This window comes from Parasphingorhabdus pacifica, assembly GCF_054779195.1.
On the sequence record NZ_BAAGYS010000008.1, the window covers coordinates 315295 to 326986 of the forward strand.

The 11692-nt window shown below is 65.9% G+C and carries 14 protein-coding genes; 5 read left to right on the forward strand and 9 right to left on the reverse strand.

Annotation, left to right across the window (positions count from 1 at the left end; genetic code table 11):
• Positions 1-77: 77 nt before the first annotated feature.
• Genes ACYVAN_RS13120 through ACYVAN_RS13130 form a run of 3 tightly spaced genes read right to left on the reverse strand, consistent with a single transcriptional unit; the run spans position 78 to position 1991 of the window.
• Positions 78-320 carry a CDGSH iron-sulfur domain-containing protein gene (locus ACYVAN_RS13120; RefSeq protein ID WP_460959253.1) on the reverse strand — a complete coding sequence of 81 codons (243 nt, stop codon included), beginning with the start codon at positions 318-320 and terminating at the stop codon, positions 78-80.
• Positions 295-963 carry a HemK2/MTQ2 family protein methyltransferase gene (locus ACYVAN_RS13125; protein ID WP_460959255.1) on the reverse strand — a complete coding sequence of 223 codons (669 nt, stop codon included), beginning with the start codon at positions 961-963 and terminating at the stop codon, positions 295-297. The genes ACYVAN_RS13120 and ACYVAN_RS13125 overlap by 26 nt, the downstream gene beginning before the upstream one ends.
• Complete coding sequence (locus ACYVAN_RS13130) at positions 960-1991, reverse strand: iron-containing redox enzyme family protein (RefSeq protein ID WP_460959257.1); 1032 nt, start codon at positions 1989-1991, stop codon at positions 960-962. The genes ACYVAN_RS13125 and ACYVAN_RS13130 overlap by 4 nt, the downstream gene beginning before the upstream one ends.
• Before the next feature lie 292 nt (positions 1992-2283).
• On the opposite strand from ACYVAN_RS13130, the gene ACYVAN_RS13135 reads away from it, so the two are divergent.
• Entirely contained in the window at positions 2284-2937 is a 654-nt protein-coding gene (locus ACYVAN_RS13135) for a thiaminase II/PqqC family protein (RefSeq protein ID WP_460959259.1), read from the forward strand.
• A 111-nt stretch (positions 2938-3048) separates the two neighbouring features.
• Here the strand turns inward: ACYVAN_RS13135 and ACYVAN_RS13140 are convergent, their stop codons facing one another.
• The gene (locus tag ACYVAN_RS13140; RefSeq protein ID WP_460959261.1) at positions 3049-5163 is read right to left on the reverse strand and encodes a diguanylate cyclase; all 2115 of its coding nucleotides are present in this window, start codon (positions 5161-5163) and stop codon (positions 3049-3051) included.
• 590 nt (positions 5164-5753) lie between these two features.
• Between ACYVAN_RS13140 and ACYVAN_RS13145 the strand changes: the two genes are divergently transcribed.
• A complete protein-coding gene (locus tag ACYVAN_RS13145) occupies positions 5754-5942 on the forward strand; it encodes a hypothetical protein (protein WP_460959263.1) in 189 nt (62 codons plus the stop codon).
• 27 nt (positions 5943-5969) lie between these two features.
• On the opposite strand, the gene ACYVAN_RS13150 is transcribed toward ACYVAN_RS13145, so the two are convergent.
• Together ACYVAN_RS13150 and ACYVAN_RS13155 are read right to left on the reverse strand one after the other, a co-directional pair.
• The gene (locus ACYVAN_RS13150; RefSeq protein WP_460959264.1) at positions 5970-6767 is read right to left on the reverse strand and encodes an exodeoxyribonuclease III; all 798 of its coding nucleotides are present in this window, start codon (positions 6765-6767) and stop codon (positions 5970-5972) included.
• Positions 6768-7338: 571 nt separating this feature from the next.
• Positions 7339-8082: an SDR family NAD(P)-dependent oxidoreductase gene (locus tag ACYVAN_RS13155; RefSeq protein WP_460959266.1), complete on the reverse strand. Its 744-nt coding sequence runs from the start codon at positions 8080-8082 to the stop codon at positions 7339-7341.
• Between the two features lie 182 nt (positions 8083-8264).
• Between ACYVAN_RS13155 and ACYVAN_RS13160 the strand changes: the two genes are divergently transcribed.
• Entirely contained in the window at positions 8265-9341 is a 1077-nt protein-coding gene (locus ACYVAN_RS13160; protein ID WP_460959268.1) for a VIT1/CCC1 transporter family protein, read from the forward strand.
• Positions 9342-9485: 144 nt separating this feature from the next.
• Positions 9486-10178: a phosphate signaling complex protein PhoU gene (phoU, locus tag ACYVAN_RS13165; protein WP_460959270.1), complete on the forward strand. Its 693-nt coding sequence runs from the start codon at positions 9486-9488 to the stop codon at positions 10176-10178.
• Between the two features lie 93 nt (positions 10179-10271).
• Here the strand turns inward: phoU and ACYVAN_RS13170 are convergent, their stop codons facing one another.
• Entirely contained in the window at positions 10272-10415 is a 144-nt protein-coding gene (locus ACYVAN_RS13170; RefSeq protein WP_460959272.1) for a hypothetical protein, read from the reverse strand.
• An 89-nt stretch (positions 10416-10504) separates the two neighbouring features.
• A complete protein-coding gene (locus ACYVAN_RS13175; RefSeq protein WP_460959274.1) occupies positions 10505-10633 on the reverse strand; it encodes a hypothetical protein in 129 nt (42 codons plus the stop codon).
• 131 nt (positions 10634-10764) lie between these two features.
• Here ACYVAN_RS13175 and ACYVAN_RS13180 point away from each other — a divergent pair, with 131 nt between their 5' ends.
• Positions 10765-11151 carry a DUF5313 family protein gene (locus tag ACYVAN_RS13180; protein ID WP_460959276.1) on the forward strand — a complete coding sequence of 129 codons (387 nt, stop codon included), beginning with the start codon at positions 10765-10767 and terminating at the stop codon, positions 11149-11151.
• A gap of 145 nt (positions 11152-11296) precedes the next feature.
• Here ACYVAN_RS13180 and ACYVAN_RS13185 read toward each other — a convergent pair whose 3' ends face one another.
• A complete protein-coding gene (locus ACYVAN_RS13185; protein WP_460959278.1) occupies positions 11297-11680 on the reverse strand; it encodes a VOC family protein in 384 nt (127 codons plus the stop codon).
• Positions 11681-11692 lie beyond the last annotated feature (12 nt).

Sequence of the window (11692 nt, forward strand, 5' to 3'; positions counted from 1 at the left end):
GCCGAATCAGCCATCCGATCGACGAATCTGGTTCCGGGGGAGGCGAGCCGCAACGGTGGAACGCGGCGATCGGGTGCTCATTGATCCTCGCCGTCGCCTCCGGCGCGGTTCCTGCGGCGGTGGCTCGTATCGCAGAGGGGAAACAGCCTGCTTCGCCGGCAAGCGCAGATCGCGACCCGGAATCGTTCGGAGACGACAGTGCTCCCGTCCTCCCGAACGAGTTCGACCGGACCGTCCACCAAGACCGGGCCGCCGGGAACGACCACGACGCGGCGGGGCCGTTCCCGACCGCCGTCACCGGGAGATGGGGTTGTCGGCACGGATGACCACCAACTCTTCGTATCGCTGGCCGGGCTCGACCAGTCCTCGTTTCTCCAGCAAAGCGGCTCGACCGTGCATCACCGGCCCGAACGGCTCCCGCCGCCTTGCCACGACGGAGGCCTCCAGGTGGCCGCTTCGCAGTCGTTCCAGCGTGGCTGTCACGCCGCTCAACGACGATTGCACCAACAGCAGCGCGCCGCCTGGCGACAGCGAAGATGGCGCCACGTCGCACAACGGGTCGATCAACGCCCGCCCTTCCGGGCCCGCGTCCCAGTTCCGCGCCGTCCGGTGACGTCGTGTGGTGCCGGTGTCCGGGCCGGGAACGTAGGGCGGATTGGCCAGGATGAGATCGAAGCGTTCGATGCCCAGGTCGAAGCGCAGGTCGCCCCGCCGAACCCGCAGAGGCACACCGCGCACTGCGGCGTTGAACCACGCTGCCAACAACGCACGGCTGGACAGGTCCATGGCCAGCACGTCGTCGGCACCGGCACGGATCGCTGTCAACGCGAGCGCACCGGTCCCCGTGCCGACGTCGAGCACGCGGCAGCCGGCCTCGATTCCGTGGCGGTGGACGGTCTCGGCCAGGAACCGGGTGTCGGCCTGCGGCCGGTAGACACCGAGCGGTCGGAACAGCCATCTCATGAACGGTCGGTCCCTCCGGAGCCCCGCAGTGAGGTGGTGTCCCGACTCCACGCGGCCAACAGATGTGCGGCGAGCTTGCCTTCGAGGAGTTCGGTGGCCTGGATCCCGAAGACGACGTCCGCCGCGAGTTCCGGTTCCCGGTCGAGCAAGTCGCCGATCACGTCGTGGCGCATCACCTGCTCATGGACCGCGTCCGCTTCGATGTGCTCGGCGAAGAACCTTGTGCATTCGGGGGCGGCCTCGAGCCTGTCGAGTGCCGCGACCATTCGCTGCGCGCTGGGAGAGGTGGATACTTCGGCAGCTGTGAAGTGCCCGACCAGGGCACCGCGTAGTGAACGATGCAGGCCCAGCATCGACATCAGGTTGACGATGTTGATCTGCGGAGCGGGAACGTCGTCGAAGTAGTGGAGGTAGCCGGCGTCGAGTCCCGCGTGCGAGAGCAGGTCGGCGTACAGCTGGGCGTGCACGTTCTCGCCTCTGCCGGCTCCGAACTCGTCGAACTCGACGGAGACGAGTGCGGCTTTGGCGTGGCCCCGGAGCCGGGGCACGACCCAGATATGCGGATCGGCCTCCTTGAGGTGGTAGATCGACCGGTGCACGAGGTATTCGCGCAGTTGCCACCACGGGCCGCGGTCGCGCAGGTGGTGGGACACCCCGTAACCGGGCACGGCTTCAACCAGCAGCGGGTCGAGGGCTTGCGAGACCTCGGCACCGCCGCGGACATCGGTGCGAAGGGCGGTGAGGAAGGTCCGTTCGAGCTCTCCTCGGAACCCGATCAGGTCGGGCTGCCACTCCCATTCGGGATCGACGCCCTCGAAACCGCGGTAGTGCAGTTCGTAGCAGGTGTGCAGTGCGACCGCGAGGTCCTCGCCGTACGCGTCGGTGGGCCGAATCGCTTTCGGAGGGATCCACCCGCGAGCGGATTCGTGGTGACGCAATTTGCTGATCACTGCCTCGGAGAGCGGACCGCGGCTTTTCGGAAGTGTCGCCGTTTCGGCGTCCTTCCCGGTCGGTGCTGTCGAGGTCATCGGGACTCCGAATCGTCCGTGAAGGTCGGAACTACGAGTGGCGTACCCGTGGTGCTCCTACTTCAAGCCCGTGCTCGGATCGATGGCGGTATGTCCGGGACGCGATTCCGCGGTCGTTACCGGCGTTGCACGCCGTCCGGACGCGCATTCGATGCCGAAATCCGATCGTTCCCTCGGAACTTGACGAACGCTATTTGTTCAGTGGAGACTGAAATTAACCGGCTCGCGCGAAACGGTCGAACCGCCGCAAAACTTGAACGATCGTCCTGTTGTGCTGTGGGATCGTGCACGCATGACATCTTCAGCGCCCGAACTCATGGAATCGGTGCGACGCGATCTCCTCCCGTACGAGAACGACAATCGCCTGGTGCCGCGAGTTCAAACGGGAAAGGTCGACCGTTCGACGCTTGCCGCGCTCGCGGCGGAGGAACACCGGATCGTTGCCAGCGATTGGCGTAGCTTCCTGACGCTGGCGAGCAACGCGCCGGACCAGCCGACGCGGGAATACTTCAGCGGGCTCGCGCAGGGCGAAGGCATTGCCTTGGCAGCGCTGCCCCCGCTCGCCGAGGCACTGGGAATGGATGCGCAGGCCGTGCGCGCCTACCAACCCACCGCGGGGTGCCAGGCGTACCCCGCCTACCTCGCTTGGCTCGCGTTGAACGCCGAACCCGCGGAGGTCGTGGTCGCGGTGACCGCGAACTTCGCCGCCTGGGGCAGCTACTGCGCGGCCATGGCTGCGGCGCTGCGCGAACAATACGGCCTCGACGAGGAGTCCTGCGCGTTCTTCGATTTCTTCGCGACACCGGCACCCGAGATCGAGAACCAGGCGATCGCGGCCGTACAGGCCGGGATGGACGCGGGACGGGTCGATGATTCCCGCGTCCGGGAGTACGGAGGGTTGTTCCAGAGCTACGAGTTGATGTTCTGGAACAGTCTGATCGACTGAGCTTCGACTCGTCGAGGGAAGGCGTCTTCCGTTCACTCCAACCGGCTTGCCAGGGGCGGCCTGCCAGGGGCGGCCTGCCAGGGGCGGCCTGCCAGGAGATGGCTTGTCAGGTCAGCCAGTGGTGACGGTGGTCAGATTCGGTGCCTGACGCCGCTCGCCCGACAGCAGAGGTGGCGGAACGATCTTGCCCGCCCTGAACAGGGCAAAGAACGCATCGACCACCATCGGATCGAACTGGTTTCCCCGCCCGTCCCGCAGCTCCTCCAGTGCCTGTTCGATATCCAGCGGAGCGCGGTACGAGCGGTCCGAGAGCATGGTTCCCCAAGCGTCGCAAACTGCGACCACGCGCGCCTCGAAACGTATCGCGGCGCCGGCGAGTTGCTGTGGGTATCCGTTGCCGTCGAAGCGCTCGTGGTGCTGCCGCACGATCTCGGCGATGCCGTCGAGACTCGGAACCGCGCTGATCAACCTGTACCCGTGGTCCGGATGCTCTCGCATGACGGCCCACTCGTCGGAGGTGAGCACGGATGGCTTGTTGAGGATCGCTTCCGGGACGACGATCTTGCCGATGTCGTGCAGGCGTCCGGCAAGTTCCGCGTTGCTCGCCGTGGACTGGTCACAGCCGAGTTCCTCGCATACCAGTCGCGTCCATTCTCCGACCGCGCGTCCGTGCACGTGATTGGACAGGGAAAGGTCCACGCGATCGGCGAGGCCGCTCAGGAAGGTGAGGGCTGTCGTGTGGTCGCGGTCGTGCTCGGCCTGCGGCAACGGTTCGTCGTAGGCGATGCGATCCCTGCCCTGCGCTTTCGCCGAATACAGGGCGCGGTCGGCGAGTGCGACCAGTTGGTCCGGGGTCTGGTCGGTGTGGTGGGCTGCGCCGACGGAGACGGTAACCGGAACCCAGGAGTCGGATGACGCGGCGATCGGGTGGTCGGAGATGGCGTGGCGAACCCGCTCCGCGATGTCCCGGGCGGATCGTTCGTCGTTGTCCACCACCAGCAGGGCGAACTCCTCACCGCCGTACCGGGCGAGGCTGACGCTGTCCTGCACGATCGTGCGCAACCGCCGAGCCGTCTCGATCAGTACGCGATCACCTGCCGGGTGGCCGAAGCGATCGTTGATGGATTTGAAGTGATCGATGTCGATGATCAGCAATGTCAGCGTGCGGTGCGTCCGGTTGGCTCGCGCGATGAACTGCGGCAGATGTGCCTCGAAGTGGCGCCGGGTGTGCAAACCGGTCAGCGCATCGGTCACGGCCAGCCGACGTTGTTCGGTGACCACTACGATCAACCTGCTGATGGTCAGCAGGAAAAGAAGAGCGCACGCGCCGGCGATCATCGGGATGTCACCGCTCATGCCTCGAACGTGCTGCACCACCAGGGTGGTGGGCGCGATCAGTGCGGCACCGGTGAGTGCCGCGGTCCGCAACGGGCCCAGGCTGAGGTCTTTGGTCTTGGTTGGTTCGACGAGCTCGCGCATCGTCGGGTGCAGACCGGCGGCCCCGAGCATGATGTTGCCGAACAGCCACATCACGTCGAGGTAGTTCCCGGCATCGTAACTGCCGCCGACCTGTTGCAGCGCGTAGAGGGAGTCGGTCGCGACGAACGCACCCAGGTTGAGGGCGAGCAGGAAGAACGCGGCGGGGCGGCGACCGGAGCCGATGACCAGACGCATGGCGACGGTGAACAGGATCAGGTCGAGCACGGGGTAGGCGAGTGAGGCCATTGTCGCGGGGATCGGCAGGCCCGCGTTGACCCGAGGTTGGATCAGGTAGATCCAGGAGACCAGGGCGGCGACAACGCCGAGCACGGCGGCGTCGAGCATGCTGGGAAGGTCGCGGCGCGGACTGCGCCGCCGGATCAGCAGGATCACGCCGACGAGGATCAGCGGATAGTGCGCGATGTAGAACACGTCCGCGAGAGCGGGGAATCGGGTGCTACCGAAGAGGAAGTGCGCGATGTAGAAGCTGGTGTCGGCCAACGCGTAGACGATCTGACTGCCTGCGATCATCAGCCACGGAAGTCGAGGGGTAGGCCGGTGCCACGCGATGCCGTAGAGCATGGCGGGAACCGCCGATGCGCTGATGAGGCAGTACGTGAAGACCCGGGCCGGGTTCCATTCCGAGGACTGGGGAATACAGTAGTACGCGAGCAGGAATACCGAGCCGCCCAGCAGGTAGAGCAGCCAGGCGTTGTGTCGTAGGTTCTGCCGCGTCGTGTTCGTCATTGCGCCCTTTCGCTCGCGAGGCAAGGCCGGGGTCGGCCATGGGGCAACTCGTGACCGTGCCGTGCCTCGGGTGGCCGCGGTTGTTCAGGTGGAGAGATCATCAGACTAGCCGGATGCTGTGAGGGCTTGGTGAATCCGCTCGATTGCTCGCACGAACGGACGATAGATCTGAATTGTTTTCACGCGAATGGGCTTTACCTGGGCCGTATACCGCCGAGCCAGTAACTCCGAGTTGCGAAACGTCCGCGCCGTGGCGCCGGGCTGCTTCAGAATGACAACGGCTGCACATCTTCTCGAGTCCCATCGCGATCGACGAGCGTTCTCACTTGAGGCGTCACCCGCACGAGTGATCTTTCTGGTGCGGCGGTTGGCGGCTCGTTACGGAAACCGTTCCCATGTGGAACCGAGAAAGATCAACACATCCGAAGTGGAAGCTTTGGTTTGCCTTGTGTGGCAACAGGTTTGCACGTAACGCGAACACGCGCACGAAAGGTGTTCGGATCCGGGCGGATCGGAACACGGCGGGAGAAGTGGGACCTTCGCTCGGAGATCGAATAGACGCAGGTCATGGTCGGTATGAGGATAGGTCCATGCAAAGTCCGACCCGGATTTCCGCCGACGCGCCCCACCTGCCGGAGGTGTTGGCCGAGTACGGGCGGCTCGCAGCCCAACTGCCGGATGCCACTCCGGATCAGGTCGAGCGGCTGCACCGCCGCCTTGCCGAACTCGATGTCGTCATCGACACCGAGGTTGCTGCCGCGGAGGTCCGCGAAGAGTAGGTGCCGGGTGACCGGAACGCGGTCGGCTCAAATATCGAGATCGACGACCACGGGAGCGTGGTCGGAAGCACCCTTTCCCTTGCGCTCTTCGCGGTCCACGTAGGCATCGCCGACCGGTTCCGTGAAAGCCCCGTTGCCATAAACGAGATCGATGCGCATGCCCTTGTTCTTCGGGAAGGCCAACGCGCGGTAATCCCAATAGGTGAACGGAATGTCGTATTTGAGCGCTCGCGGGTAAACCTCGACGAGACCGCTTCCGCACAGCTCGGTCAATGTCTTGCGCTCTCGGTCGGTCACGTGCGTGCAATCCGAGAAGCGGGTGATGTCCCAGACATCCTGGTCGGTGGGTGCGATGTTGAAGTCCCCCAGGATCGCGAACGGGCGATCGGCGAGGAGTTCCTCTTCGGCGGTCGCGCGCAGCGCCTCCAACCACCGCAGCTTGTAGGTGAAGTGCGCGTGGTCGACTTCACGGCCGTTGGGGACGTACACCGACCACAGCCGGACGCCTCCGCAGGTCGCGGCGATCGCCCTGGGCTCACCGGCGGGCATCAGCGCACCGTCGGCCTGGTAGCCCGGCTCATCGGTCAGGCCGTGTCGAACCCCGTCGAGGCCCACTTTGGACAGGATGGCCACTCCGTTCCACCGCCCGGTGCCGTACGCGGCGACCTCGTATCCCAGCTCGGCCACCTCGGTTACCGGAAACGCGTCACTCGTGCACTTGAGCTCCTGCAGGCACAGCACGTCGGGAGCTGCCGACCCCAACCAGCTCAACAGCCTCGGCAGCCGAGCACCGACGGAGTTCACGTTCCAGGTGGCGATGCGCATGCTGAAAGCCTGCCACATCCGTCCGACACCACATTCGCTGTGGTTCAGTAGGCGGCCCCTACCGGTTTTGGGGAGGTCGCCGGATTCTCCACGTGGTGAGCATGGCGTGAGCCGTGTCGGCACGGGAGCGTATGGCCACGTTGCCGCCGACCCTCGTTCGGTAGCTGCCGCTCGGTGCAGCATTCGTGAGCTTGGGAGGTGTCGCCTGGTCCGGTCCACTGCCCTGCGTCGCAGCGTTTCCGGGGAGCTGGTCCGCCTCCCGCCGGACGGGCGGGACGTAGGGTGAGGAACAGCCCGTTGTCGCCGGATACACATACTCTGCAAAAGGTGACTACCTCGCCGAATTCGCCTTCGCCGCCGCGTTCAAGCGCGAATTCGGTGCGGTACCAGGTGCCTGCCGCCGCCGATACCGGACACCGGGTTCTTCTCCTGCAAGTAATCCGATTCTCGCTCCGAGCAAACTGCCGACCACTCGAGACAGGTGTCGGAAAAAACTCGTGCGGCCGGTTCGACGAGGGGCAGCGTGTCGTAGCGGGCAACGCTCCGTGACGCGTGGTGCGGGCCGCGCCGTTCAGCGCCAGAGTCGGCGCCAGACCGGGCGCGGCGCGAACCGCATCGCCGCGAAGACGTACCGCAACACTCCCGGAACCCACACCTCACCGCGGTTCCGCCGCAGCGCGGTCACGGTGGCATCCGCCACCTGGTCCGGTGTGCTGGAGAACGGTGCGGGGTGCATGCCCTCGGTCATCCGTCCGATCACGAAGCCGGGCCGCACCAGCAACAGGTGGACCCCGGTGCCGACGAGTGCGTCCGACAGTCCGCTGGCGAATCCGTCGAGCCCGGCCTTCGCCGAACCGTAGACGTAGTTCGCGCGGCGCACCCGGATTCCGGCCACCGAGGAGAACACCACGAGGCGGCCGTGACCTTGTTTCCGCAGGATTTCGGCCAGGTGGGTCAGCACGCTCACATGCGCGACGTAGTCGGTGTGCAACACCGCGAGGGCGTGCGCGGCCTCGCGTTCGGCGCGCTGCTGATCGCCGAGGATGCCGAACGAAACGATGACGTCGTCCAGCGGCCCGTGTTCTTCGACGACGTTGTCGAGCACGGCGCGATGGCTGCCGACATCGTCGGCGTCGAACTCCACCCGTGCGACGGTGGTGGCGCCGGCTTCCCGCAGCCGTGATTCCTCGCTGTCCAGGTCGTGGCTTCGGCGGGCTGCCAGCAGCACCGTCCGGGCGCCACGGTCGACCAGACGTTGTGCCACCTCGAGCCCGATCTCACTACGGCCACCGAGGACCAGAACCGTTCCACTCATCGCGATCAGTGTGCCGTATACCCTCGGATGGTCGGCGAAGAGCCCTGGTGCCGCACTCGGAGGCTGTTCCGGCGGACTCGGTATTCAACACGAACGCCGGACGCCACCGTGTGTCCGACGGTTCGGCCGATGCCGCGGGCTCGACGATGAGAGGGCCGTCCCGGTAGAGAAGGGGGTTCGCCGTGACCGACCATGCCCAGCCGAAGGATCGCTCCGCGCTGCGCAAATGGCGTCGCCGCCTTGCCGATGAGCGGCAGGAGGCCAAGATTTACCGGGACCTCGCGTCCCGGCGTTCCGGGGAGGAGCGGGACATCCTGCTCGGATTGGCCGCCGCGGAGGAGCGCCACGCCGCGCACTGGGAAGAACTGCTCGGCGACGCGGTCGGTCCGCCCAGCCGCGGAGACCCACGGATGCGGGTGCTCGGATTCCTCGCACGGCGTTTCGGGTCGGTTTTCGTGCTGGCTCTGGCCCAGCGCGCCGAGAGCAGGTCTCCCTACGAGGTCGACACCGATGCCACTCGGGCGATGGCCGCGGACGAACGCATCCACGAAGAGGTGGTTCGCGCGCTCGCGGCGCAGGGGCGCGCCCAGGTGTCGGGGTCTTTCCGGGCGGCGGTATTCGGGGCAAACGACGGCCTGGTCAGCAACCTGGCCCTGGTGATCGGTGTCACCGGCGGTGGCGCGAGCCCGAGCACCGTGCTGCTGACGGGACTGGCCGGGCTGCTATCGGGGGCGATGTCGATGGGTGCGGGTGAGTACATCTCCGTTCGCTCCCAGCGGGAGCTGCTGGCGGCTTCGACACCTGGCGTGCGTGCGCGCGCGGCCGTTGGTGATCTCGACGTCAACGCCAACGAACTCGCCCTCGTATACCGGGCACGCGGCATGTCCGAACAGGAGGCCGAGCAGCGGGCGGATTCGGTTCTGCGGGGATCGAGAATGGGCGAATCCGCCGCATCGAGAAAGCAGGACGACCATGAAGTGGTCGGTACCGGGATCGGAGCCGCGCTGTCGAGCTTCGCGTTCTTCGCTTCGGGGGCGGCTGTCCCGGTGTTGCCCTTCGTGCTCGGCTTCCCGGTTTTCTGGGCGACGGCCGTGGCGGTGGTGCTGGTGTGCGTGGCTCTAATGCTCACCGGTGCGACGGTCGGGGTGCTCTCCGGTGCGGCACCGCTGCCCCGTGCGTTGCGCCAGCTCGGTATCGGAATGGGAGCCGCTGCGGTGACCTACTTACTCGGCGTTGTGTTCGGTGCGACCGTGGGTTGAGACGTTTCGAAGCCCACCGGGTCGGGAAGCCTCGGATACCGGTGAACATCGTTCGTGCGAGTAACTGACGCGGCGTGGGCGGAATCCGCCGGTGCGCCGCGTGCCGGCGGATTCGCCGAATGACGCTCGTCGAGGGAAGGGGATATGCGGGAAAACTTCCACGGCGAACTGAGGTTGCTGGACGAGCAGCTCGGTGAGCTCGGCCGGCTGGCTACGGAGGCGATCGCCGAGGCGACCGAGGCGCTCGCGGTCGCCGACCGCGAGCGCGCGGAATCGGTGCTCTCGAGCGACGCGCGACTCGATTCGCTCCGTGACGAGATTCAGGAGCGTGCCGCGACGTTGCTCGCTCTGCAGGCGCCGGTGGCGAGTGAATTGCGGCGCATCTTCGCCGCGCTGCTGATCGCCACCGAGTTGGAGAGGATGGGCGACCTCGCTGAGCACATCGCCGGGATCGCGCGGCGGCGGTCACCGAACCACGCGGCTACGGATTCGCTGACCGAATCCTTCCGTCAGATGGGTGAGCACGCGCATCGGCTGGCGCAACAGATGTGCCGTGTCCTCCGTGATGACGACGTCGAACTGGCGCGGAGCCTGGAGCAGGAGGACGACGAGCTGGATCGCCTCAAGCGGATCGTGCAGGACGAACTGTTGTACTCGCCGGAGATGCCGGGAGCAACGCATTCAGAGAGCGTCCAGCACGCCGTCGACGGAGTGCTGCTGGCCCGGTTCTTCGAACGCTACGGCGATCACGCTGTTTCGGTGGCACGGCGGGTGGTGTTCCGCTGCGTCGGAGGTGCGCCCGGCGGTGACACGAGCAGCGATCAACCGGCCTCGTGATCGCGGCACGGCTGCCGATGAGGCCGGATCGGCACGCCACCCACCGGCTCGGCCCCCGCCCAGAAGGGGGCAAGGGCCGAGTCGGACGGACACTCAGCGGGGGGCATTCGGCCCGGTTCCGCGGAGCAGCTGGGCTGCGGCGGTTTTCATGCCACTCATGCCTTCGTTCACCACGTCGGTGAACATCACGGTCCCGAGGATCAGTACGAGCAGGAATGCGACTACGACGACGAACACGATTTTCTCCTTCCGATCTGAACATCGGGCGATACCGATGATCGTTACTGTTCGAAGGAGTGACGTTGCACGCGTCGATGATGATGCCGTTACGTGTGTTGGCTGCGCCACCAGAACTCGAGCGGTTCGGCTTCGCCGGCGTCGTGCATGTCCAGGAGGGTCTGTTCGGTGTCGTCGGCCGGTAGTGGTTCGGCCGGGATCTCATGAGTCTCGTCCACAGCGGTCATGTTAGGAGCCGGTGCCGTGGATACGACATGATCGTCGTCCGATCGGGCGGAACTGTTGTCGTGCTCCGGGCGACGGCCGGACCAGCCGCGATGGTCCGGCAGCCGAACATTAGCCTTGAGTCATGGCGACGAACCGGCCGAATCCCGCCCAATGGGTCTGGTACGCGTTCGGCGGCAAGCTTCCGCAGCGTTGTGCGGAGTGGGTTTTCCACGACGCGACCTGCCCGACGTGGTGGTTGCGCCACATCGCGCGAACGCTGACCCAGCTCTTCCCGTTCGCTGCGGCGTTGATGTTGCTTCCGGGGCCCTTGTCGATCCGCTTGTCGGCCCTCACACTCGGCCTGTTGGTCGGGATCTTCTATTCGCTGTGCCTGATGGGCGAGATGGCCGAGCATCGAATCATCAAGCACGGGTATCCGCCGGGGATCGGCCGGGACACGCGCGCGCTGCGCAAGGACATGCGGCGCGCGGCCAAGTACGGATTCGAACATCGTCCGTGGTGGGAGTGAGCACGACTGCTGAATCGAACGCTGGATGACACGCCGGATGAGGGCGTTTCGGGTTCCCGGGACGTGCCCGGTATCGGTTCCCGCGGCGGAATCGACACCGGGCACTGAACGGGCGTCCGAATTCGCGGAGAGTCGTGGACCGTGGTCACTCCGCCATGGCAGCCCGATGCTGTTCGCTGAGTTGGATGATCTGCACGTAGTTGCCGTCCGGATCGACCGCGGTCGCGAACAGGCTCCCGTCGCGGTCCTCCAGTTCGGCCACCCACCGGCCTCCCAGCTCATCGATGCGGCCGGTGGTTTCTCGAGCGTCGGTGACATCGAAGTTCAGGATCACCCGGCCCGGCTCCGGGTTCTGCCCACTCACGTCCTCCCTGGTGTCGATCATCATCCAGAACGTGCCGAACCGAAGCATCCGGTATCCGCTCTCCTTGTGATCGACATCGGGCTGCAATGCTTGGACGTACCAATCGCGCAGCCGATCGGGGTCGGTGCTGGACAGCAACATGCTGTTGAGCGCTGATGCGGACATGTCGTCCTCCTC

What these genes read in the sequence shown, in the direction of transcription:
- ACYVAN_RS13125 (WP_460959255.1), bottom strand. Translation starts at nt 963, where the DNA reads ATGAGATGGCTGTTCCGACCGCTCGGTGTCTACCGGCCGCAGGCCGAC.
- ACYVAN_RS13130 (WP_460959257.1), bottom strand. Translation starts at nt 1,991, where the DNA reads ATGACCTCGACAGCACCGACCGGGAAGGACGCCGAAACGGCGACACTT.
- ACYVAN_RS13135 (WP_460959259.1), top strand. Translation starts at nt 2,284, where the DNA reads ATGACATCTTCAGCGCCCGAACTCATGGAATCGGTGCGACGCGATCTC.
- ACYVAN_RS13140 (WP_460959261.1), bottom strand. Translation starts at nt 5,163, where the DNA reads ATGACGAACACGACGCGGCAGAACCTACGACACAACGCCTGGCTGCTC.
- ACYVAN_RS13145 (WP_460959263.1), top strand. Translation starts at nt 5,754, where the DNA reads ATGCAAAGTCCGACCCGGATTTCCGCCGACGCGCCCCACCTGCCGGAG.
- ACYVAN_RS13150 (WP_460959264.1), bottom strand. Translation starts at nt 6,767, where the DNA reads ATGCGCATCGCCACCTGGAACGTGAACTCCGTCGGTGCTCGGCTGCCG.
- ACYVAN_RS13155 (WP_460959266.1), bottom strand. Translation starts at nt 8,082, where the DNA reads ATGAGTGGAACGGTTCTGGTCCTCGGTGGCCGTAGTGAGATCGGGCTC.
- phoU (WP_460959270.1), top strand. Translation starts at nt 9,486, where the DNA reads ATGCGGGAAAACTTCCACGGCGAACTGAGGTTGCTGGACGAGCAGCTC.
- ACYVAN_RS13180 (WP_460959276.1), top strand. Translation starts at nt 10,765, where the DNA reads ATGGCGACGAACCGGCCGAATCCCGCCCAATGGGTCTGGTACGCGTTC.
- ACYVAN_RS13185 (WP_460959278.1), bottom strand. Translation starts at nt 11,680, where the DNA reads ATGTCCGCATCAGCGCTCAACAGCATGTTGCTGTCCAGCACCGACCCC.